This window comes from Halorubrum sp. SP9 (assembly GCF_005435015.1).
Lineage (GTDB): Archaea > Halobacteriota > Halobacteria > Halobacteriales > Haloferacaceae > Halorubrum > Halorubrum sodomense.
The window spans coordinates 1-21187 of sequence record NZ_SGXU01000032.1 but is presented as its reverse complement, the minus strand read 5'-3'; the positions used below and the strand labels follow the sequence as shown (position 1 = coordinate 21187).

Annotated in this window: 20 protein-coding genes; 3 read left to right on the top strand and 17 right to left on the bottom strand. The window is 70.2% G+C overall.

Features of this window, described 5'->3' with window-relative positions; all coding sequences use genetic code 11:
• Window positions 1-130: 130 nt before the first annotated feature.
• Window positions 131-286, top strand: coding sequence for a hypothetical protein (locus tag EXE45_RS20510; protein WP_199233638.1), 156 nt, complete (start codon window positions 131-133; stop codon window positions 284-286).
• A gap of 42 nt (window positions 287-328) precedes the next feature.
• Here EXE45_RS20510 and EXE45_RS13770 read toward each other — a convergent pair whose 3' ends face one another.
• The 15 genes from EXE45_RS13770 to EXE45_RS13700 all read right to left on the bottom strand — a co-directional run bounded on the left by EXE45_RS13770 (window position 329) and on the right by EXE45_RS13700 (window position 16673).
• Window positions 329-736: a DUF1648 domain-containing protein gene (locus tag EXE45_RS13770; RefSeq protein ID WP_137694666.1), complete on the bottom strand. Its 408-nt coding sequence runs from the start codon at window positions 734-736 to the stop codon at window positions 329-331.
• A 60-nt stretch (window positions 737-796) separates the two neighbouring features.
• The gene (gene argF, locus EXE45_RS13765; protein ID WP_137694665.1) at window positions 797-1696 is read right to left on the bottom strand and encodes an ornithine carbamoyltransferase; all 900 of its coding nucleotides are present in this window, start codon (window positions 1694-1696) and stop codon (window positions 797-799) included.
• A 69-nt stretch (window positions 1697-1765) separates the two neighbouring features.
• Window positions 1766-2941 carry a [LysW]-lysine hydrolase gene (locus EXE45_RS13760; RefSeq protein WP_137694664.1) on the bottom strand — a complete coding sequence of 392 codons (1176 nt, stop codon included), beginning with the start codon at window positions 2939-2941 and terminating at the stop codon, window positions 1766-1768.
• A complete protein-coding gene (locus EXE45_RS13755) occupies window positions 2941-4068 on the bottom strand; it encodes an aspartate aminotransferase family protein (RefSeq protein ID WP_137694663.1) in 1128 nt (375 codons plus the stop codon). Before EXE45_RS13755 ends, EXE45_RS13760 begins: the two co-directional genes overlap by 1 nt.
• A complete protein-coding gene (locus tag EXE45_RS13750) occupies window positions 4065-5006 on the bottom strand; it encodes an acetylglutamate/acetylaminoadipate kinase (RefSeq protein ID WP_137694662.1) in 942 nt (313 codons plus the stop codon). Before EXE45_RS13750 ends, EXE45_RS13755 begins: the two co-directional genes overlap by 4 nt.
• Entirely contained in the window at window positions 5003-6079 is a 1077-nt protein-coding gene (gene argC, locus EXE45_RS13745) for an N-acetyl-gamma-glutamyl-phosphate reductase (RefSeq protein ID WP_137694661.1), read from the bottom strand. The genes EXE45_RS13750 and argC overlap by 4 nt, the downstream gene beginning before the upstream one ends.
• Window positions 6076-7026 carry a lysine biosynthesis protein LysX gene (gene lysX / locus EXE45_RS13740; protein ID WP_137694660.1) on the bottom strand — a complete coding sequence of 317 codons (951 nt, stop codon included), beginning with the start codon at window positions 7024-7026 and terminating at the stop codon, window positions 6076-6078. Before lysX ends, argC begins: the two co-directional genes overlap by 4 nt.
• 78 nt (window positions 7027-7104) lie before the next feature.
• Window positions 7105-7293, bottom strand: a complete 189-nt coding sequence (lysW, locus tag EXE45_RS13735; protein ID WP_004599337.1) for a lysine biosynthesis protein LysW — start codon at window positions 7291-7293, stop codon at window positions 7105-7107.
• A gap of 250 nt (window positions 7294-7543) precedes the next feature.
• Complete coding sequence (gene argH, locus EXE45_RS13730; protein ID WP_137694659.1) at window positions 7544-9076, bottom strand: argininosuccinate lyase; 1533 nt, start codon at window positions 9074-9076, stop codon at window positions 7544-7546.
• On the bottom strand, window positions 9077-10306 hold the full coding sequence (locus EXE45_RS13725; RefSeq protein ID WP_137694658.1) for an argininosuccinate synthase: 1230 nt from the start codon (window positions 10304-10306) through the stop codon (window positions 9077-9079). It lies immediately after the preceding gene.
• Window positions 10307-10713: 407 nt separating this feature from the next.
• Window positions 10714-12051, bottom strand: a complete 1338-nt coding sequence (locus tag EXE45_RS13720) for a glutamate-1-semialdehyde 2,1-aminomutase (RefSeq protein WP_137694657.1) — start codon at window positions 12049-12051, stop codon at window positions 10714-10716.
• Window positions 12052-12171: 120 nt separating this feature from the next.
• The gene (locus EXE45_RS13715) at window positions 12172-13848 is read right to left on the bottom strand and encodes an ammonium transporter (RefSeq protein ID WP_092920466.1); all 1677 of its coding nucleotides are present in this window, start codon (window positions 13846-13848) and stop codon (window positions 12172-12174) included.
• Window positions 13849-14395: 547 nt separating this feature from the next.
• On the bottom strand, window positions 14396-15427 hold the full coding sequence (gene radA, locus EXE45_RS13710; protein WP_017343617.1) for a DNA repair and recombination protein RadA: 1032 nt from the start codon (window positions 15425-15427) through the stop codon (window positions 14396-14398).
• 182 nt (window positions 15428-15609) lie between these two features.
• Window positions 15610-16110: an ACT domain-containing protein gene (locus tag EXE45_RS13705; protein WP_137694656.1), complete on the bottom strand. Its 501-nt coding sequence runs from the start codon at window positions 16108-16110 to the stop codon at window positions 15610-15612.
• Window positions 16111-16193: 83 nt separating this feature from the next.
• The gene (locus EXE45_RS13700) at window positions 16194-16673 is read right to left on the bottom strand and encodes a DUF6789 family protein (protein ID WP_137694655.1); all 480 of its coding nucleotides are present in this window, start codon (window positions 16671-16673) and stop codon (window positions 16194-16196) included.
• Window positions 16674-16912: 239 nt separating this feature from the next.
• On the opposite strand from EXE45_RS13700, the gene EXE45_RS13695 reads away from it, so the two are divergent.
• A complete protein-coding gene (locus EXE45_RS13695) occupies window positions 16913-19111 on the top strand; it encodes an ATP-dependent DNA helicase (RefSeq protein ID WP_092919473.1) in 2199 nt (732 codons plus the stop codon).
• Window positions 19112-19155: 44 nt separating this feature from the next.
• On the opposite strand, the gene EXE45_RS13690 is transcribed toward EXE45_RS13695, so the two are convergent.
• Together EXE45_RS13690 and EXE45_RS13685 are read right to left on the bottom strand one after the other, a co-directional pair.
• Window positions 19156-19515: a hypothetical protein gene (locus EXE45_RS13690; protein WP_092919475.1), complete on the bottom strand. Its 360-nt coding sequence runs from the start codon at window positions 19513-19515 to the stop codon at window positions 19156-19158.
• A gap of 117 nt (window positions 19516-19632) precedes the next feature.
• Window positions 19633-20193 carry a TATA-box-binding protein gene (locus EXE45_RS13685; RefSeq protein WP_092919477.1) on the bottom strand — a complete coding sequence of 187 codons (561 nt, stop codon included), beginning with the start codon at window positions 20191-20193 and terminating at the stop codon, window positions 19633-19635.
• 84 nt (window positions 20194-20277) lie between these two features.
• Here EXE45_RS13685 and EXE45_RS13680 point away from each other — a divergent pair.
• Window positions 20278-21187 (top strand): methyltransferase domain-containing protein (locus tag EXE45_RS13680; protein ID WP_137694654.1); only part of this gene is annotated, 910 nt, incomplete at its 3' end.

Below are 21187 nucleotides of genomic sequence, written 5' to 3'. Positions count from 1 at the left end.
CGGTTCGCGCCGCGGTGCGGCGCTCACCGGCACGCGCCACCACTTCGGCGGTTTATAAGGGAGTGTGGCAAGTGATACTCCTCACGAACAGCACACACGTATTTATATTCAAACGGCAAGTCCCACCGATATGGTCCTCGGCCTGTTCCTTCCGGCGGCAATCTCGTTCGTGTTCGCCGCGGTCGCGGCGTACGTGGGTGCCCTCCGCGCGCTGGAGGTCTACTTCGACCCGAACCAGGACAGCGTTTTCCTCATGGACGACCGCGACCCGCCGCGGCGCCCGTGACGCCGCGGTAGCCGTGGCCGAGATTCGTCCGGCCGCGGTCTTCTAGAACCGACCCGATCGGACCGCGTACGCCACCAGTAGGCCGGCCAACGCGAGGATCGGGAGGGCCGCGCGCCCCACGTCGAACCGGTACCCGAGGTTCCAGACGAGCACCGTCGCCTGGACCCAGGCGAACGTGACGCCGAGGAAGAGCACGGAGAGGGTCGTCCCGCCCGGCGTGCTGGTGGCCGAATCCGGTGCGATCCGGACGAAGGCGACGCTCGCGGCGCCGAACGCGAACAGTCCAACCGTCGCCAGCGGCTTCGCCACGACCGTGTCCGGCGTCTCGCCGTTCCAGTGAATCGCCATCTCCGCCGGCAGCGACCCCCAGAGCAGGGCCGCCGCGACGAGCGGGAGGGCCATCGTTCCCACTGCGACTGCGTCTATCGACCGCGTGGAGAGCACGTTCATCGGTTCGCGGTCCGAGGGTTCGCTTCCCGACCAATTAAATCGTAGGTCCCTTGCGGTGTGTCACGCCCCGCCGAGCAGTTCGACGAGGAGCGCGTTCTGCGCGTGCATCCGGTTCTCCGCCTGGTCCCAGACGAGGGCGCGGTCGGATTCGAGCACGTCGTCCGTGATCTCCTCGCCGCGGTGCGCGGGCAGGCAGTGCATCACCTCGGCGTCGGTGCCGGCGAGCAGCTCCTGATTCACCTGGAACCCGTCGAAGGCGGCGAGTTTCTCCTCGCGCTGGTCCTCCTGCCCCATCGAGATCCATACGTCGGTGTAGACGACGTCGGCGCCGTCGACCACCGCTTCGGGGTCGGTCGTCGGCGCCACGTCCAGCCCGAACTCGGCGGCGCGGTCGAAGACGGCGGGGTTCATCCCGTAGTCGGCGGGCGTGGCCACCTCGACGTCGATCCCGGCCATCGCGGCGCCGACGACGAACGACTGGCCGACGTTGTTGCCGTCGCCCACCCACGCCACCGTCGCGTCCTCCCCGACCGTCTCGCGGATCGTGAGCAGGTCGGCGAGCGTCTGACAGGGATGCGCCTCGTCGGTGAGCCCGTTGATAACGGGGCAGTCGGCGTACTCGGCGAGGACCTCGACGTCCGCGTGGTCGAACAGCCGGGCCATCACGCCGTCCACGTACCGGCCGAGGACGCGCGCCGTGTCGCGCAGCGGCTCGCCGTGACCCAGCTGGATGTCGTCGGGCCCGAGGAACATCGCGTGGCCGCCCAGCCGCGTCATCCCCGTCTCGAAGGAGACGCGGGTGCGCGTCGAGGGCTTCTCGAAGATCATCCCGAGCGTCGCGTCCGCCAGTCGGGGGTCCGTCTCGCCCGCCTTCATCGCGGCGGCGCGGTCGAGCAGGGCGTCTAGTTCGGCTGGCGTCACGTCGTCGATGTCGAGGAAGTCGTCGGTGGCGAGTGGCATCGTGTGTAGTGTGAGTGTGTGTCGTGGCGTCGTTCGAAAACGAGCGTTGACGAGGGGTGACGAGGCGCGTTAGGGTCGCTCGCGGCAGACGTCGGTCAGCACGCGCACGGCGCGGTCGAGGTCCGGCAGCGGCAGCCGCTCGTCGGGCGCGTGGTCGAGATCGGAGTTTCCGGGGCCGTAGGTGACCATCGGGCAGTCCCACGCGGCCGCGAAGAGGTTCATGTCGCTCGTGCCGGTCTTCCGGAGCAGGCGCACGTCGCCGCCGGCGGACCGGATCGCGACGCGGAACGCCCGCGCGAGGTCGGTCCGCGGGCTCTCCATCACCGGCGGCATCGGCTCGCCCCACTGGACCGAGCCGGTCGACAGCTCCGCCTCCGCCAGCTCGTGGACCTCGTCGACCGGGCGCGACGGCGGGATCCGGAGCTGGACGTCCATCGTCGCCTCCACGGCGAGGCCGTCGTCGCTCAGCCCGCCGTCGACCGAGATGGGCTTCGTCGTCACCTGGTCGAAGACGGCGGTCTCCGGGTCCTCCGGCGTGAACGCCGCCTCGACGCCGTGCCACCAGTCGATCGCGTGCTGGATCGCGTTCGGCTCCGGCCGCGAGGAGTGGCCCGACTCGCTGGTGTTGACGTAGGTCCCCTCCAGCAGGCCGCGGTAGCCGAGGGTGATCCCCCGCCAGCCCGACGGCTCGCCGTTGATAACGGTCTCGGGCGCGTCGCGGTCGTCGATGAGGGCGCGCGCGCCGCCGGAGTCGACCTCCTCGCGGACGACGCCGGCGAACGAGACGCCCGTCTTCACCGCCGCGACCGCCATCGCGACCAGCGGGCCCGTCGCGTCGACCGCCCCGCGACCCCACAGCACCGGGTCGCCGGGCTCGCCGACGCGGACGTCCGAGGGATCGGGCAGTTCGCCCTCGGGCGGCGCCGGCCGCACCTCGACGGGGATATCGCCGGGAACGGTGTCGACGTGGGAGGTGAGGAGGACGGCGTCGTCCGCCGGCGCGCGGACGTTCCCGACCGCGTCGATCCACGCCTCGCGGCCGTTGGCCTCGAAGAAGTCGACGAGCCGCTCCGCGGCCCGCTCCTCCTCGCCGGACGGCGAGGGGATCGAGACCATGTCGTACAGCAGCTTTCGGGCCGGCGTGTCGCAGGCCGCGGGGTAGCCGCCGCCGGCGACGACGTCGGTGGCGTCGCCGGACGAGGACCCTTCGTCCCCGGCGAGGTCCCGCTCCTGTCCGGTCGCCATCACCCGATCACCTCCGCGATCGCGTCCACGACGGCGTCGGCGTGCTCCCGCTCGATCGTCAGGGGGGGAAGCAGCCGCAGCACGGTTCGGCCCGCCGGCAGCGCGAGGATCCGGTGATCGATGGCGAGGTCGCGAAGCAGACGGTTCGAGCCGCGGCGGACCTCGACGCCGATCATTAGGCCGTCGCCGCGCACGTCGCGCACGTCGTCGCCGAGGCGGTCGCGGAGTTCGCCGCGGAGGTACTCCCCCATCTCCTCGGCGTGCGCGGGCAGGCCCTCGCGCTCGATCACGTCGAGGGTGGCGCCCGCGGCCGCCGAGACGACCGGCCCGCCGGAGAACGTCGAGCCGTGGTCGCCGGCGTCCGCGGCGATCCAGTCGCGGCACAGCGTCGCGCCGATCGGGAGCCCGCTGCCGAGCCCCTTCGCGGTCGTGAGGACGTCCGGGACCACGTCGTGCTTCTCCGCCGCCCACATCGACCCGGTGCGACCGAGCCCGGTCTGGATCTCGTCGAGGATCATCGCCGCGCCCGACGTGGCGGTCGCGACCCGGACGGCCCGGAGGTACTCGGTCGAGGCGGGGTTGATCCCGCCCTCGCCCTGGAGCGGCTCCAGGATGACCGCGGCGGTCTCCTCGTCGACGGCCTCGCGCATCGCCGCCGCGTCGCCGTACTCGACGAACTCGACGCCGCCCGCCAGCGGCCCGAACCCCTCCTTGTACTTCTCCTTCCACGTCGTCGCGAGCGTCCCCATCGTCCGGCCGTGGAACCCCTGCGTGGTCGCGACGATCTTCTCGCGGCCCGTCGCGTGGCGGGCGAACTTCAGCGCGGCCTCGTTCGCCTCGGTGCCGGAGTTGCAGAGCCAGACGTTGTCGACGTCGACGGGCGCGACCTCGGCCAGCCGCTCGTACAGCGCCGTCCGCGCCGCGTGCGGGTACGACGCCTGGACGTACACCAGCTCCTCCAGCTGGCTCGTCGCGGCGTCGACGACCTCGGGGTGACAGTGACCGACCGGCGTACAGGCGTAGCTGGCGCCGAAATCGAGGTACTCGGTGCCTTTCGTGTCGGTCACGTGGACCCCGTCGCCCGAGGCGATCTCGATCGGCTTCTCCGAGAAGACGAAGCCGCTCACGCGGTCTCACCTCCGTCGGTCTCGACGGCGTCGCCGTCGTCGGCCTCCTCGGCCTCGCCGCCGTCTGCGCCCTCCCCGAGCGCGGACCGCTCGACCGTCGTCCCCTCGCCGCCGAGCGCGGCGACGACCGGGTCACGGACGTTGGCGTCCGCGATCACGACGCGGCCGGCGCCGCCTTCGAGCGCCTCCTTGGCGGCCATCACCTTCTTGCCCATGAACCCCTCGGCGGCGTCCTCGACGGCCGCCAGCTCGTCGGGCGTCGCGGCCGCGTCGATGCGCGTCTCGGGGTCGTCCGGGTCGGCGTACACGCCCGACACGTCGGTCAGGAGGACGAGGTCGGCGCCGAGCGCGCCCGCTATCGCGGCCGCGGCGCGGTCGGCGTCCGCGTTGACGGGGGTGACCTCGCCGTCGCCCTCGTCGCCGGCCATCGGCGGCGAGACGACGGGGGTGTAACCGTCGTCGAGGAGGCCGGTCAGGAGGTCGGCGTTCACCGACTCGATCCTGCCGGAGTGGTCCCCGCGCCGGATCTTCCGCTTCCCGTCCTCGACGACGCGGACCGCCGACTTGCGCGGGCCCGCGAGGAGCCCGCCGTCGACGCCCGAGAGACCGACCGCGTCGACCCCGGCCGAGCGGAACTCCGCCGTCAGCTCCGTGTTGAGCTTGCCCGCCATCGCCATCGCGAACGCCTCCATCGTCTCCGCGTCGGTGAAGCGGCCGGTGACGCCGGAGGCTGACTCGACGTACTCGGGCTCGATGCCGAGCCGTTCGAGCGTCTCGTCGACGACCGTCGAGCCGCCGTGGACGACGACGACGGAGCGGCCGTTGGCGGCGAGGTGGGCGACGTCGCCGACCGCGCCGGCCGGGTCGACCGCCCTCGCGCCGCCGACCTTGACGACGACGGGCGGCTCGGTCGTCGATTCGGAATCGCTCCCCGTCATGGCGATCCCACCGGGTGGAGCCCGTCGAACTCGAGGCCGGCGGTCTCGGGCAGCCCGAGCGCGACGTTCGCCGCGTGGACCGCCTGCCCGGCGGAGCCTTTGGTCATGTTGTCGATGGCGGAGAACACGACGACCCGGCGGTTGCCGGGGTCGAGCTCGAAGCCGACCTCGCCGTGGTTCGTCCCGGCGACCGACTTCGGCTCGGGGTAGCGGTAGACGCCGCCCCCGCCCGAGACGATCCGCACGAACGGCTCGTCGGCGTAGGCGTCGCGGTACGCGCCCCACAGGTCCCCCTTCGAGACCGGCTCGTCGGGGAAGACGTGGCAGGTCGCGCTCGCGCCGCGGACCATGTCGACCGCGTGGACCGTGAAGGAGACGGAGAGCCCGAGGTACGCCTCGATCTCCGCCTCGTGGCGGTGGCCGGTGGGCGCGTACGGGCGCACGACGCCCGAGCGCTCCGGGTGCGAGGAGGCCGCGCCGCCGCCGGCGCCCCCCTCCGAGGATCCCACCTTCACGTCGACGACGACCTCGCCGGTCTCGGGACCGAGCGCGCCCGCGTCCACGAGCGGCTTGAGGCCGAGGATCGTCGCGGTCGCGTTGCAGCCGCCGCCGGCGATCAGGTCGGCGCCGGGGAGGTTCTCGCGGTTCAGCTCCGGGAGCGCGTACTCGGCGCGTTCGAGGTACTCCGGCGACTCGTGGCCGTCGTACCACTCGTCGTAGGCGTCGGCCTCGGGGAGCCGGAAGTCCGCCGAGAGGTCGACGACGGTGTCCGCGGCCTCGAAGAACTCGTCGATCCGCTCCATCGAGACGCCGTGCGGCGTCGCCGCGAACAGCACGTCGACCGACGCCAGGTCGTCGGGGTCGGAGAAGCGCAGGTCGAGCCCGCGCAGGTTCGGGTGCGAGCGCCCGACGGTCATGTTGTCGGCCGACCGCGAGGTGGCCTGAACGACCTCGAAGCTCGGGTGGCCGGCGAGGATCCGCAGCAGTTCGCCGCCGGTGAAGCCGGTGCCGCCGACGACGCTCGCGGTGTAGGTGTCGGCGGTCGCGTCGCTCGACTCGGCGTCGGCGGTCACGCGTCCACCCCCGCGACCGCGCCGTCGGCCAGCTCGGCCGCCTTCGCCTCCAGCCAGTCGACGACCCGCGCGGGGACGTCGACGTCGGTGGCCGAATCGAGCGCCTTGAACTCGACGGTGTGGTTCACCTCGTGGACGGTGTAGTCGTCCGCGGTGCCCTCGGCGGGGTCGTCGTCCGGGTCGACGCCGGTCTCGGCGCCGTCGCCGTCCGGGTCGACTCCCACCTCCATCAGGTCGACGCCGAGCATGCCGCCGCCGACCGCGTCGGAGGCGCGCTCGACCAGCTCGGTCGCGCGCTCGTCGAGGTCGAACGACTTCGTCTCGCCGCCCTTCGCGGCGTTCGTGAGCCAGTGGTCCGACGAGCGCGTCATCGCCGCGACGGGCTCGCCGTCGACCGCCAGGACGCGGATGTCGCGGCCGGGCTTGTCGACGAACTCCTGGACGTAGAACACCTTGTGTTCGTAGTGGCCGAGCGTCTCCTTGTGCTCTACAATCGCCTCGGCGGCGTTGCGCGAGTCGATCTTCGCCATCAGCCGCCCCCACGAGCCGGTGACCGGCTTGAGGACGCACGGGTAGCCGAACGACTCGATCGCCTCCAGGGCGGCCTCCTTCGTGAACGCGACCTCCGTCGCCGGCGTCGGCACGTCGGCCTCCGCGAGCGCGAGCGAGTTCTTCGCCTTGTCGGCGCAGACGTCGCCCGTCTCGGGTGAGTTCACCACGGGAACGCCGTAGCTGTCGAGGAACCGGGTCGCGTACAGCGACCGGCTCGTCGACAGGCAGCGGTCGACGACCAGATCGAGGTCGTCGACGGCGGCGGTCGTCGACTCCAGTCCGAACCGCTCCTTCCGGACGTCGATCTTCTCGACCTCGTGGCCGCGGTCGCGGAGCTCGTTGAGCAGGAGCTTCTCGTCCTTCCGGATCCGGGAGTAGAGGATCCCTACGCGCACGTCGACTCCCCTCCGTTCGCGTCGGCGCTCACGCGCATGTCGACCACTCGCGTGTCGCGGCCGTGGCGGTCGTCGCCATTACTCGCCCCAGTCCTCCTCGAGCTCCGGCGCCTCCTCCAAGACGACCGGGTCGAGCGAGATGACCTCCAGCTCGGTCCCGGTGACCGGACTGTCGATGATCTCGCCGACCTCGACGTCGGCCGGGATCTCGATCTCCTCGCCCGTGATCGGGTCCTCCGCGGTCAGCGTGTCGGTGTCGCTCGTCATCGTGCCAGCAACTCGACCGTGAACGAGCATAAAGGCTTCGAACTTATTGGAAATTTTACATAAAGCGGATCGGCCGCTAACGGAAGAGAATAGGCGAAATCGAGCCGTTTCGAGATCGGATATCAGATCCCGGTAGTAATTGTGTCCCCCTTACGGGGACGGTCGTCGGCGTCGGTCGGGGCAACGCCAATCGGGCCGGAGTCGGTCCGCCCGGCGTCGACCGAGCGGACGACCGCCGCGCGGTCGCGGCTCAGACATAGCGATCGACCTCCGCCTCCAGCGTCTCGCTCGCGGCGGCGAGCGCGTCGCGCTCGGCCGCCAGCGCGTCCTCGTCCGTCTCGATCCCGGCCTCGGCGGCGGCGAGCGCGTCGGCGACCGCCTCGGGAGCCGGTCCCCCGGCGGAGTCGCGGCTCGCGACGCTGGCTGCCGGGTCGAGCGCCGACTCCACGTCCTCGCGGCTCACGTACGCGGAGAGGGGCTCACCCGTGACCTTTCGAGCGGCCTCGTCAACTTTTGCGGCCGCCGCGTCCGGTGAATCGCCGTCCTCGACCGCCTCCGCGGCCGCCGCGACGATCTCGTGGGCCGTCCGGAACGGCAATCCGCCCATCGCGAGCAGGTCCGCGACGCCCGTGGCCGTGGAGAACCCCTCGCCCGCGGCGGCCGTGAGCGCGGCCTCGTCCCAGTCGGCGGTCGCGACCGCGCCCGCGGCGACCTCGGTCGCCTCGCGTACGTCGCCGGCGACCTCGAAGACGCTCGCGTGAGCGCGCTGGAGGTCGCGGTTGTAGGCGCGCGGGAGCCCCTTTAGCAGGCTCAGCGTGCCGGTCGCCTCGCCGATCGCGTCGCCCGCGACGCCGCGAGTCAGCTCCAGCGTGTCGGGGTTCTTCTTCTGGGGCATGATCGAGGAGGTCGACGAGTACGCGTCGGAGAGCTCGACGAGCCCCCCCTTCGAGAATATGATCAGGTCCTCCGCGAGCCCCGACAGCGTCGTCGCGAGCGTCGCGAGCGCGCCCGCCGACTCCGCGAGGAAGTCGCGCGCGGCGGCGGCGTCCATCGAGTTGCGGACCGTCCCGTCGAACCCGAGCAGCTCGGCGGTGCGGTCGCGGTCGACGTCGAACGGCGTCCCCGCGAACGCGGCCGCGCCGAGCGGCGACCGGTTCACCCGGTCGTACGCGTCGAGCAGGCGCTCCGCGTCGCGCGCGAGCCCGCCCTCGTACGACAGCAGGTAGTGCGCGACCGTCGTCGGCTGGGCCGGCTGGAGGTGGGTGTACCCCGGCATCACCGTCTCCGCGTGCTCGCCCGCGACATCGACGAGCGCCTCGCGGGCGGTGAGGGTCGCCTCGACCGCCGCCAGCAGGTCCTCGCGCAGGCGGTAGCGGATACACGTCGCCACCTCGTCGTTGCGCGAGCGGGCGGTGTGCATCCGGCCGCCGTCGGGGCCGATCCGGTCGATGACGGCGGTCTCGATCGCCTCGTGGACGTCCTCGCCGTCCGGAAGCGCCCCGTGGCCGGCGGCCTCGATGTCGTCGAGCGCGCCGAGGATCTCGCCAGCGACCGCCTCGTCGACGATCCCCTGCTCCGCGAGCATCACGACGTGTGCGCGGTCGACCGCGAGGTCGGCCTCGAAGATGGCCGCGTCGGCCGCGAGGCTCGACAGGAACTCGCGGGCGGGGCCGCCGCTGAAGCGGTCGCGGCGGACGGCGGTGTCGCCTCCCGCGGCTCCGCCGCTTCCGTCGCTGGCCTCGTCGGCGTCGTCCGCCGCCGCGTCGGGGTCGTCGTCCGTCATCTATTCGCTCTTATCGTCGACTCCGCTTCCGTCCGTCGCGAGTTCCGGCTTCGAGACGCTCGCCTTCACGTCGTTGGCGAGGCGCTCCTGGAGCCCGTGGTACTTCGCGACCCCCGTCGCGTCGGACTGGGCGATGCCCGCGACGTCCTCGGTGTTGAACGAGGCCATCTCCTCGGAGTAGACGGCGTACTCGGAGTCGCGCGCGACGACGCGGCAGTCGCCGCCAGACACCTTCACCGTCGCCGTGCCGGTCACCACGTCCTGCGTCTCGTCGACGAAGGCGTTCAGGGCGTCGACGACGGGCGCGAACACGAGCCCCTCGTACGCCTTCTCGGACCACTCCTGCTCGATCCCCTGCTTGAACGAGCGCTCGTTCTTGGTGAGGACGAGGTCCTCGAGCGCCTGGTGCGCGGTCAGCAGGACGGTCGCGGCCGGATGTTCGTAGTTCTCGCGCACCTTCAGCCCGAGCATGCGGTCCTCCATCACGTCGGTGCGGCCGACGCCGTAGCCGCCCGCGTACTCGTTGAGGTGCTGGATCAGCGGGACCGGGTCCATCGCCTCGCCGTCGACGGCGACCGGGACGCCCGCCTCGAACGTCACCTCGATGGTGGTCTCGCCCTCGGGCTCGGCGGTCCACTCGTAGATGTCCGCCGGCGGCTCGTAGTCGGGATCCTCCAGCTTTCCGCCCTCGACCGCGCGCGACCAGATGTTCTCGTCGATGGACCAGACGCCGCCGTCGCCGGCCTCGACGGCCAGGTCCTTCTCGGCGGCGTAGTCGATCTCCCACTCGCGGGTGAGGCCGAGCTCGCGCACGGGGGCGATCACTTCGAGGTCGGAGCCGCGCCAGACGGCCTCGAACCGGAGCTGGTCGTTCCCCTTGCCCGTACAGCCGTGAGCGATGGCGTCACAGCCCTGCTCCTCGGCGACGCCCAGAATGGCCTCTGCGATGACCGGGCGCGCGAGGGCGGTGCCGAGCGGGTAGCCCTGATAGCTGGCGTTGGCCTTCACGGCGTCGAAACAGAGGTCAGCGAACTCCGCCTTCGCGTCGACGACGTGGATGTCGAGCCCCAGCGCCTCCGCGGTCTCCTCGGCCTCGTCGAACTCCTCGGTGGGCTGGCCGACGTCGACGTTGACGCCGATGACCTCGTCGTAGCCGTACTCCTCTTTCAGCAGCGGTACGCAGACCGTGGTGTCGAGTCCACCGCTGAACGCGAGTGCAACGCTCGTCATTACCAGAGTACACCCGGTCTACACTCTTAAATTCAGCGGTTTAAATTTTGTAAGAAAGTAACAGAGCGGTCGCTCGCGGAACGCGGAGTCGAGACTCTTCGGAACGGAACGGCGCGAACGCGACGAGAGGTGAAAGTTATCGGCCCGAGGGGCCTCGTCGTCGCGCCGCGCCGGAAGCCGGTCGCGGCGGTCGGACGTCTCGTCGCGGTCGCAGGGCTCGTCGACCTCGGAAGAGGGCGGCGTCGAGACGAGCCGCTGCGGTCATCGCGTGTACGTACCGATCTCCGATATAAAACTGTTCCGCACTGCCCGGCGCGCGCAACACTTGCCGAGCCGCCCCGGGACGCCGGTCGCCGGGCTTACGGAGAATCGAGGAGAAAGCCTCGGGCTTCAGCGCGGGGAGGACGTCAAAGCGCTTCCCGGTACGCCTCTAAGGTCCGCTCGACGTCCGCCTCCGTGTGCGCGTAGGAGGTGAACTGGCACTCGAACTGGTTCGCGGTGAGGAACACGCCGCGGTCTTTCATCTCCTGCCAGAACACGCGCTCCCAGCGGTCGGTCGCGGCCGCGGCGACGTCGGCGCCCGTCTTCGGACACGCGTCGTACCGGGCGCAGTCGGGGTCCTGCCGACAGCCGCCCGGACAGCAGGCGTCGACGTCGTCGGGCGCCTCGCGGGTGAATATCGTCTTGAACATCGAGTCGGTGCCGACGACGGTGTACTCCGGCGCGCGCTCGGCGCAGATCTCGGCGATCCCCTCGCGGAGCTGCCGCCCGAGGCGGTTGACGTGCTCGTACACGTCGTTCTCCGCGGCGTACTCCAGGGTCGCCTTTCCCGCGGCCATCGTCACCGGGTGGCCCGAGAAGGTGCCGGACTGGAACACCTCGCCCGCGGGGGTGAACCCCTCGATTATCTCGGCTTTCCCGCCGATCGCGCCGACCGGGAACCCGCCGCCGATGATCTTCCCGAACGTCGTCACGTCGGGGGTGACGCCGAACTTCGACTGCGCGCAGCCGAGACCGCCCACCCGGAACCCGGTGATCACCTCGTCGAAGACTAAGAGCGCGCCGTGGTCGTCACAGAGGTCCCGCAGCGTCTCGTGGTACCCCTCTATCGGCATGACGATCCCCTTGTTGGCGAGGATCGGCTCGACGAGGACGGCTGCGATCTCGTCGCCGTGCTCCGCGAACACCGCCTTCGCGGCCGCCTCGTCGTTGAACGGGATCGGGAGGGTGTGCTCGGCGAACGCCTCCGGGATCCCCTTCGTCGAGGGGTGCGCGTCCCCGGGCGACCCCTCGACGAGCGTCGACTCCTGCGCGCCGTGGTAGCCGCCACGCATCACGACGATCTTGTCGCGGTCGGTGTGGCCGCGCGCCAGTCGGACCGCCGAGACGGTCGCCTCCGTGCCGGAGTTGACGAAGCGGATCGACTCCACGCTCGGGACGTGCCGGGCGACGAACTCCGCGTGCTCGACCTCCACCTCCGTGGGCGCGCCGTACATCGGCCCCGCCGCGACGTGCGACTGAACCGCGGCCTCCACCGGGTCCGGGAGGTCGTGGCCGTACAGGAGGGGCCCGTACCCCATCACCCAGTCGACGTACCGGTTCCCGTCGGCGTCGATCACGTGGCCGCCGTCGCCGCGCTCGACGAAGAACGGGTGCGGCATCGTCGCCCGGACGGATGAGTTGACGCCGCCGGGCATCACCGACAGCGCGCGGTCGTACAGCCCGCGCGAGCGCTCGTGGTTCATACCGATCGGTTGGAGCGTCGGGCTGAAAGTAGTTGCCGAACCGGGCGAACCGGTTCGGACGCTGAAAAGGGACCGCGTCGGTTCGCGCGCTACGCGCCTCCACCGTCTCCGGTCCGGTCGCTACACCGCCTCCGGCCCGGTCGCGCCCGTGCGGACCTGGAGCGCGTCCTCGACCGGCATGATGAACACCTTGCCGTCGCCGGGCTCTCCCGTCTCGGCGGCGTCGGCGATCGCCTCCGCGACCTCGTCGGCCGGGATGTCGGCGACGACGACCTCGACTTTCACCTTCTGGTGGAGGTCGACGGTGAACTCCTCGCCGCGCCACTGCCCCTTCTTTGCGGGCTGGCTGCCGCGGCCGGAGACGTTCGTCACGGTGAGCGAGGGCGCCTTGACCTCGGCGAGCGCCTGCTTGATCGCCCCGAGCTTGTCGGGGCGGACGACCGCGGTGACCATCTTGATCTCCGCGCCCGCCTCCTCGCCGCCGTCGGCGCGCGGGGACTCACTGTCGGAGTCGGTCGCGTCGACCACGGACGGACCGCCGTCGGTCGCGACGCGGTCGCCGCCGAACTCGGGGTAGGTCTCGACGCCGTGCTCGGAGATGTCGAGCCCCTCCTGTTCGTGTTCCGCGGTGACGCGCGCCTCGCCGGAGACCTTGAGGACGTACCAGACGGCGGCGGTCGCGGTGAGCGTCCACCCGCCGATGATGACGACGCCGGTCAGCTGGGCGACGAAGTGGGCACCGATGCCCGCGCTGAGCTCGCCCGGCGCGGCGACGAACGGGAAGAGCAGCGTGCCGAGCACGCCGGCGCTACCGTGGACCGGGAACACCGCACAGACGTCGTCGATCTTCAGCGTGTCCGAGACGAACTCGAAGACGAGGGGGAGCTGTCCGCCGGCGAGGAGACCGACGACCAGCGCGCCCCACCACGCCGTGGTGTCCGGGATCGCGGTGATGCCGACGAGCCCCGCGAGCAGCCCGTTTGCGACGTACAGCGTGTCGACCTTCCCGGTGCGGAGCCACACGACGGTCGCGGCGCCGATCCCGCCGGCCGCCATGGCGATCGTGGTCCCCATCGCGACGAGGTTGAGCGTCAGCGTGTTGAACACGCCGCCGCTGACCACGGACGCCGTGCCGACATTAAACCCGTACCAGCCGAACGCGAGGACGAGCGTCCCGAGGACGGCGAACGTCAGCGAGTGGCCGGGGATGACGTTCGTCGACCCGTCGTCCGCGTAGCGGTCCATCCGCGGGCCGAGGACGGCCGCGGCGGTGAGGCCCGCGATACCGCCCATGCCGTGGACGATCATGCCGCCGGCGAAGTCGTGGAACGCGGTCCCGGTCAGCTGGGCGACGAGCCCGTCACCGGAGGCCGACCACGTGAACGCGATGACCATCGGGTAGATGACCGCGGCGAGCAGGAACGTGTAGGTGACGTACGCGCGGAGCTTCGCGCGACCGGCGACCGCCCCGGAGACGATCGTCGCGGCGGTCATCGCGAACACCGCGCCGTAGAGCCAGTTGACGTACGGACCGATGACCCCCTCCTCGACGGCGAGTTCGCCGCCGGAGAACAACGAGCCCGCCGCGGAGGCGATCCCGGGCGACCCGTTCACGAGGCTCGTGAACGCCGTGCCGATCAGGAAGAACACCGTCACGCCGATACTCCACGTGAGGAGGTTCTTCGTCAGCTGGTTGGCGACGTTCTTCGAGCGAACCTGCCCGGCTTCAAGCATCGCGAAGCCGGCGTGCATGAAGAAGATGAGGAACGTCACGACCAGGATCCACGTCCCGTTCATCGCGGACGTGAACGTGCTCGGGTCGATCGTGGCGAGTACGCCGCCCGTCACGCTTCGACCACCTCTACTGAACGCTCGTCTAATTCAAACTGCGCTTCTCTCGTGTTCATGTGCTGAATCACGTTTCCACTCGGGGGAACGGCTATACATAAACGTTAGAGTTGAGTTTCACAAGAAAACAGCTTGATAATACGGTGAGCGTTCGATATAATGACGTGACCATGGTGTATAAGGACGTTTCCTCGGAGATTTCGCGGCAATTGCTGCGCTCGAAACCAACGAATATTGTGTAAGATTTCTATCTATTTCGGCGTGATCCGCGGTCAAAACCCTTCTCACGACCGTGCGCGGCGGCTTTTGGCGAGTATTGCCAGCCTCCCGTCTCGCGATACGACTCTATACGGCCCGACGGCCGTGATTTCGGGAGTTTCTGGCCGTCTCGGTAGAAATTGACGTTCGTCAACCAGTTTCGCGATCAGCTGTTCGTCTCGGTTAGTCGCCGGCAGCGCCGCGCCGCCAATGTCGACTGAAACCGCCGAAAAACCACTTACTCCGGCTTCAGCCCCTCGTTCTGGACGCGCATCACGGCCTCGCCGTCGGCGAGGTTCGGCGCGTCGACGAGCCGGACGATCCGCTTGTCGCCCTTCGACTTCCGGAGGTAGATCCGGAACGTGGAGGCGTGCCCGAGGATGTTGCCGCCGATCGCCTGCGTCGGGTCGCCGAAGTAGGAGTCCGGGTTCGACGCCACCTGGTTGGTGACGAGGATGGCGGTGTTGTACAGGTCGCCGAGCCGCATCAGGTCGTGGAGGTGTTTGTTGAGCTTCTGCTGTCGCTCGGCGAGCTCGCCGCGGCCCACGTACTCCGCGCGGAAGTGCGCGGTGAGCGAGTCGACGCAGACGATCCGGATCGGCCACTCCGTCTCCTCGTGTTCGCCGGCCAGCTCCTTCGCCTTCTCGGCGAGGAGGATCTGGTGGTTGGAGTTGAACGCCTTCGCGACGTGGATCTGGTCCAAGAACGCGTCGACCAGGTCTTCTAAGGCCGCCTCGTCGTTCGGGGTGCCCTCGATCTCGCGGCGCTCCATCTCGTCGGCGAGGATCTCGTCGTCGAGCCCGCGGACCATGTCGTCGATCCGCTCCGGGCGGAACGTGTCCTCGGAGTCGACGAAGATGCAGCCGCCCTCCAGCCCGCCGTTCTCCTTCGAGAGCTGGACGTTGACGGCCATCTGGTGGGTGACCTGCGACTTGCCGGAGCCGAACTCGCCGTACACCTCGGTGATCGACTGGGTCTCGATGCCGCCGCCGAGCAGGTCGTCGACCTCGTCGATCTGCCAGGAGAGCTTGCCGATCTCTTGGCGGCGTTCGAGGACGGTCGCGCCCGTCTCGAAGCCGCCGACGTCGGCGGCCTCGCGGGCGGCGTTGATGATGTCGCTGGCGGACGACTCGCCGATGTCGGCGGTGTTGGACATCTCGCCGGGGCTCGCGACGGCGATCGACTGGTAGCTCTCGAATCCGTTGTCAACGAGCTTGTCCGCGGTCGCCGGGCCGACGCCGGGGAGGTCCTCGAGTTCGTCTTCAGGCATGTACACGACCCTTGTTCGCCATCGGGTATAAAGGCTGGTTTACACCCTAGTGAAAGTGAAACGCACGCGGCGCCGGCGCTCGGTCGCGGCTCGCTATCCCTCGAACGGGCTCGCCGGAACGGGCGCTCGGACCGACCGGTGAAACTGGTCGGCGAGCGGTCGCGGCGGCGACCGACGGAGCCTCAGAAGCCGACGCGGCGGACGTAGTCGAGGTCGCGGATCTCGACGAGCAGGTCGCCGGACAGGTCGGCGTCGGTGATCACGTACAGCTTCGGGTCGTCGGTGAACTCGGGGTCCTCGCTCAACACCTGCCGGATCGAGACGCCGCGGTCGGCCAGGATTCCGGTCACCTCGGCGACGATCCCGGCCTCGTCGGCGGCCGCGACCTCGATGGTGAGGACCGTGAGGTCCAACACCGGGGCCAGATCCATCAGGCTCGGGATCGACGAGATGTTGGTGAAGATGCGCTTCAGCTCGGGATCGGCCAGGATGGCGTCCGTCGTCGAGTCCACGACGCGCCGGTCGACGTCGAGCTCGCGCGCGATGCCGGTGTACGGGATCTCGATCCCGCCCGAGACGACCCGCCCCTCCTCGTTGACGGAGAAGCCGCGCTCCAAGAACAGTCGGATCACGGCCTGCTGGCTGGGTGATCCCTCGAACTTCTCGAGGATCTCGTCGAACATTCGTTACTAAGAGCGGTGTCGGCGCGGCGTGATAAATCAGGGTGCGTCGCGGCCGCCGAAACGCGGACGACTCGGTCCCGCGGTCAGTTCGCGAGGGCCGCGTACGCCCCGCCGAGCACGACCCCGTACGCGAGGTGCCCGACCGCGCTCATGGCGCTGACGTTGGGTAGCGGCGGGTTCGCCGGCGAGCCGACCGCGGAGAGCCAGATCGGCATCACGATCACCGCGAGCGCGACCCAGACCGCGATCCCGTAGGCCGCGCCGGCGCCGAGCGACTTCGACACGTCCCCGCCGACCGAAGGCCGCAGCCCGACGAGCGCGGCGAACCCGACGCCGAGGACCGCGCCGTGCGCCATGTGGATCACCCAGCCGACGAACGGGGCCGCCGGCGGCGCGAGGCCGTACATCGACGGGATCACGACTTCCAAGAGCGGAGCGGCGATCGCGTACGTCATCACGAGTCCGAAGACGGCGCTCCCGGCGAGCCCGCCGGCCACGCCCGCCTTCCAGTCTCCGGTCTCGGTCGATACCTCGCTCGTCGGGGTAGCCGTCTCGGTCGCCATGTCGTTCGGTCGACGGCGCCAGAAGCGGTAAAATACGCCGGAATTGTGCGGTCGGGACGCACTCTCCCGGCAGTTATATTTGATTCCTGAAACGATATCGAGGATTACGGAAAATTCGAGGCGAAAGCCTCGCGCTTTAGCGCGGGGAGGATGTCAAGACCGGAGAGATCCCCGCGGCGCCGGACCACTTCCGCCCCGCCACCCGACTCCTTTTGACCGGTGGCGCCGAACCCCATCCCGTGCCAGAGTCGCCGCACCTGCGGTTCTTCCCGTACGAGGAACCCTACCCGAACCAGCGCGAGGCGATGGACAGGGTCGCCAACGCGTTAGACCGGGGGCAGGATGTGCTGTTCGAGGGCGCGCCCGGGACGGGGAAGACCCTCTCCGCGCTCGTGCCCGCGCTCGAACACGCCCGCGAGCACGACCGCACGGTCGTCATCACGACCAACGTCCACCAGCAGATGCGGCAGTTCGTCGAGGACGCGCGCGCGATAACTCGCGAGGAGCCCATCCGCGCCGTCGTGTTCAAGGGGAAGTCGTCGATGTGTCACATCGACGTCGACTACCAGGAGTGTCAGACCCTCCGGGACACCACCCGCGAGATGGTGGAGACGGAGACCGAGGTCCGCGAACTGGAGTCGCGCCAGCGCGAACTGCTGGCCGAGAGCCGCGAGGGCGACGCGAGCGCCGCGGAGGCCCGCGAGGCGATCATGGAGGAGCTCGACGAGTTGGAGGGCGAGATCGACGAGTACGAGGCCGCCAACGTCTGCGAGCACTACCGTAACAACCTCACCCGCGACACGGACGACTTCTTCGCCTGGCTCTTCGACGACGTTCGGACTCCCGACGACGTGTACGAGTACGCCGAGGAGCGCGAGCTGTGCGGCTACGAGCTGCTGAAGGAGGGGATGGAGGGCGTCGACTTGGTCGTCTGTAACTACCACCACCTGCTCGACCCCAACATCCGCGAGCAGTTCTTCCGGTGGATCGACCGCGACCCGAGCGAGATAATCACTGTGTTCGACGAGGCGCACAACATCGAGGACGCCGCCCGCGACCACGCCACTCGGACGCTGACCGAGAACACTCTCGATGCCGCGCTCGACGAGCTCGCCGACAGCGACGACTCCCGGGCGGAACCCGCCGAGAACGTCCTCCGGGCCTTCCGCGACGCGCTCGTCGAGACGTACGAGGGCGCGGTCGGCTTCGGCGGCTCCGGCTCCGTGACGGAGAACTGGGAGGACGTTTCGATCGCCAACGACGACCGCCGAGACGACCTCACGCTGGCGTTCCTCCGAAACTACGAGGGGAACGGGATCGACGCCGAGACCGAGCTCGCGGTTCAGCTCGGACAGGCGATAGACGAGGAGTACGAGCGCCGCTACCGCGACGGGGAGGCGACGACCCGCTCGGAGTCGCAGACGCTCGCGGCCGCCCGGTTCGTCGCCACGTGGATGGACGAGGGGACGGAGTTCGGCCAGTACCCGGTGGTCTCCGTCCGGCGCGACGCGGGCACCGACGAGGTGTACGGGCGGGCGGAGCTGTACACCTGCATCCCGCGGAACGTCACCGCCGAGCTGTTCGACGAGGTGGCCGCCTCCGTCCTGATGAGCGCGACGCTGCGCCCGTTCGACGTGACCGAGGACGTGCTGGGGCTGGAGGACGCCGCCTCGATGGCCTACGAGATGGGATACCCCGAGGCGAACCGCCGGACGTTCGCGGCCGACGTGCCCCCGCTCTTCGCCTCCGAGCGCAGCGACCCGGAGACGCAGGCGGCGGTGTCGTCGCTGCTCCGGGACGCGATCCGGTTCACGCCCGGCAACACGCTGGCCTTCTTCCCGTCGTACGCCGAGGCCGAGCGCTACCACGAGCGGCTCACGGGCGGCGGGAGCGCCGCGGGCGGCGACGACCCCGACATCGGCCCGATCCACCTCGACGGTCCCGGCGAGGACGAGGAGCGACTCCGCAGCGAGTTCGTCGCGGACGACGGCGCCGCGCTGTTCACGTCGCTGTGGGGGACGCTCGGCGAGGGGGTGAGCTTCGACGGCGACGACGCCCGGACGGTCGTCGTGGTCGGCGTCCCGTACCCGCACCTCTCCGATCGGACCGAGGCTGTTCAGGACGCCTACGACCGGGCGTTCGCGGACCGCGACCGCGCCCGCGATCCGGGTTGGACCTACGCGGTCGAGATCCCGACGATCCGCAAGACCCGGCAGGCGATCGGTCGGGTGATCCGCGGCCCGGAGGACTTCGGCGTCCGGATCCTGGCCGACCGCCGCTACACGACCGCCGACATGGGGAAGTACTCGGTCCGATCCGCGTTCCCCCCGGAGGAACGCGAGGAACTGCTCGACGTCGACCCCGAGAAGCTGAAGTTCGCGATGCTGAACTTCTATCGGGACCACGACGCCTACGACGGCCCGCCGCCGTCGCCGTGAGGCGGTCGCGTGGGGTCGCCGTCTCGCGTGGGGTCGCCGTCGGCCTACCCCGGCATCGACGCGAGCAGGATCGAGACGAAGAACAGAACCATGCCGAGCAGCGTCGTGACCACCGCGTGGATCAGCGTCATCGCGGCCACGGCCCGCCGCGGCTGCCCGTAGCTCCACCAGAACATCGTTCCGTCGACGAGGAGCGCGGCGAGGACGATGAGCCCGCCGGGAGCGTCGAGCGCGTTGCCGGCAACGCTGATCACCGCCGGGAGCGGGCCGATGTAGAGGGCGCGCCGCGGGTCGACCGTGCCGAGGACGTTCCGGGCCGCGACGTGTGCGGTCACGGAGAGGAACAGCGCCAACAGGACGGTCGTCCCGAGCACGGAGACCGGCGTCACCGTCTGTAAGAGCATGGTCGACCTACGGGGCGGGGGGTAAAAGTGGTCGCGGAACGGGCTCGCGGTGCCGCCGCGCCGAATCCGCGTCGTCGTTTCGGGTCGAATCCGCGTCGTCGTTTCGGGTCCGGTGTGTCAGTCCAACAGCCCGAGTCCGTTCAGCTCCTCGACGATCACGTCGACGGCGGCCGCCGCGTCGTCGGGGCTCGTCCCGCCGGTGACGACCACCTTCCCGCTGCCGAACAGCAGCGCGACGACCTCCGGCTCGTCGAGCCGATAGACGAGCCCCGGGAACTGCTCCGGCTCGTACTCGATGTGTTCCAAGCCGAGGCCGATCGCGATCGCGTTCAGGTTCAGGCTCTCGCCCAGGTCGGCCGACGTGACGATGTTCTGGACCGTTATCTCCGGGTCCTCGATCGGAATCTGGAGCGCGCGGAGCTCCCCGAACACGATGTCGAGGCTCTCGTGGACCGCCTCGGTCGAGTTCGCGCCGGTACAGACGATCTTCCCCGACCGGAAGATCAGGGCGGCCGACTTCGGGTCCGTGGTGCGGTAGACGAGGCCGGGGAACTGCTCTGGGTCGTAGTCGGCGCCCTCGAGGTCCATCGCGACGCTCTGGAGATCGAGCTCCTGTCCGATCCCCGTGGAGGCGACGACGTTCTCTACGGTGATCGTCTCCTTCGGGTCGGCCGTCATCACCTCGATTCTCGCCCGAACGCACTTAAATGGTGGCTGGTCGGAACCGCCACGCTATTCCCGTCGCCGCGCCGAGCCGTCCGCGTGTACTGGCTCGAACTCGCCGGCGAGACCGACGCCTTCGCCGCCCGCGAGGCCGCGACCGCCGCGACCGGCGTCGACCTCCTCGCGCCGGGGGTCGCGCGCACCGGCGGGATCGACCCCGCCCGCGTCCGCCGGCTCGCGTACACCCGCGCCGCGCACGAGGCGGTCGTCCGGACCGACGCCGACGTCGACGCCGCGGTCGTCGCCCTCCGAGCGTCGTCGCTCGATCGGTCCGGGAGCGTCGCGGTCCGCGCCCGGAACGTCCGGGGGACGGCCGACGTCTCGACCGAGGCGGCCGAGCGCGAACTCGGCGGCGTCCTCGTCGACCGCGGGTTCGACGTCGACCTCGACGACCCCGACCACGTCCTCCGCGCGCTGTTCGCGGCCGGCCCGCGCGCCGATCACGACGCGGTCGCCGGCGCGGACGGCGGCGACGCGGACCTGTGCGCGCTCGGCTGGGTCGCGGTCGAGGCCGCCCGCGACTTCGCGCCGAACCCCACCGACCGCCCCTTCTTCCAGCCGGGGAGCATGGCGCCGGCCGACGCCCGCGCCTACGCCAACCTCGCGGGCGCGGCCCCGGGACGGACCCTGCTCGACCCGATGTGCGGTACCGGCGGCCTCCCGCTGGAGGCCGGCCTCGTCGGCGGCGACGCCGTCGCCTGCGACGCGCAGCCGAAGATGGTTCGCGGCGCCCGGGAGAACTTCCGCGAGTACCTCGGTCCTCCCGGCACCGACGGGTCCCCCGAGTGGCACGTCGCGCGCGGCGACGCGACCGCGCTCCCCTTCCCCGACGACGCGGTCGACGGGGTCGCGTTCGACGCCCCGTACGGGCGGCAGTCGAAGGTCGCGCGCCACGAGCTCGCGGACCTCGTCGCGGGCGCGCTCGCCGAGGCCGCCCGGGTCGCGCCCC

Excerpts from the sequence above, each read along its gene's own strand:
- argF (WP_137694665.1), bottom strand. The coding sequence starts at position 1,696 with ATGCCACTCGCCACCGACGACTTCCTCGACATCGACGACGTGACGCCA.
- EXE45_RS13700 (WP_137694655.1), bottom strand. The coding sequence starts at position 16,673 with ATGGCGACCGAGACGGCTACCCCGACGAGCGAGGTATCGACCGAGACC.
- radA (WP_017343617.1), bottom strand. The coding sequence starts at position 15,427 with ATGCCTGAAGACGAACTCGAGGACCTCCCCGGCGTCGGCCCGGCGACC.
- EXE45_RS13705 (WP_137694656.1), bottom strand. The coding sequence starts at position 16,110 with ATGTTCGACGAGATCCTCGAGAAGTTCGAGGGATCACCCAGCCAGCAG.
- lysW (WP_004599337.1), bottom strand. The coding sequence starts at position 7,293 with ATGACGAGCGACACCGACACGCTGACCGCGGAGGACCCGATCACGGGC.
- EXE45_RS20510 (WP_199233638.1), top strand. The coding sequence starts at position 131 with ATGGTCCTCGGCCTGTTCCTTCCGGCGGCAATCTCGTTCGTGTTCGCC.
- EXE45_RS13760 (WP_137694664.1), bottom strand. The coding sequence starts at position 2,941 with ATGGCGACCGGACAGGAGCGGGACCTCGCCGGGGACGAAGGGTCCTCG.
- EXE45_RS13750 (WP_137694662.1), bottom strand. The coding sequence starts at position 5,006 with ATGACGGGGAGCGATTCCGAATCGACGACCGAGCCGCCCGTCGTCGTC.
- EXE45_RS13770 (WP_137694666.1), bottom strand. The coding sequence starts at position 736 with ATGAACGTGCTCTCCACGCGGTCGATAGACGCAGTCGCAGTGGGAACG.
- EXE45_RS13690 (WP_092919475.1), bottom strand. The coding sequence starts at position 19,515 with ATGCTCTTACAGACGGTGACGCCGGTCTCCGTGCTCGGGACGACCGTC.
- argH (WP_137694659.1), bottom strand. The coding sequence starts at position 9,076 with ATGACGGACGACGACCCCGACGCGGCGGCGGACGACGCCGACGAGGCC.
- EXE45_RS13685 (WP_092919477.1), bottom strand. The coding sequence starts at position 20,193 with ATGACGGCCGACCCGAAGGAGACGATCACCGTAGAGAACGTCGTCGCC.
- EXE45_RS13720 (WP_137694657.1), bottom strand. The coding sequence starts at position 12,051 with ATGAACCACGAGCGCTCGCGCGGGCTGTACGACCGCGCGCTGTCGGTG.
- EXE45_RS13725 (WP_137694658.1), bottom strand. The coding sequence starts at position 10,306 with ATGACGAGCGTTGCACTCGCGTTCAGCGGTGGACTCGACACCACGGTC.
- EXE45_RS13715 (WP_092920466.1), bottom strand. The coding sequence starts at position 13,848 with ATGAACGGGACGTGGATCCTGGTCGTGACGTTCCTCATCTTCTTCATG.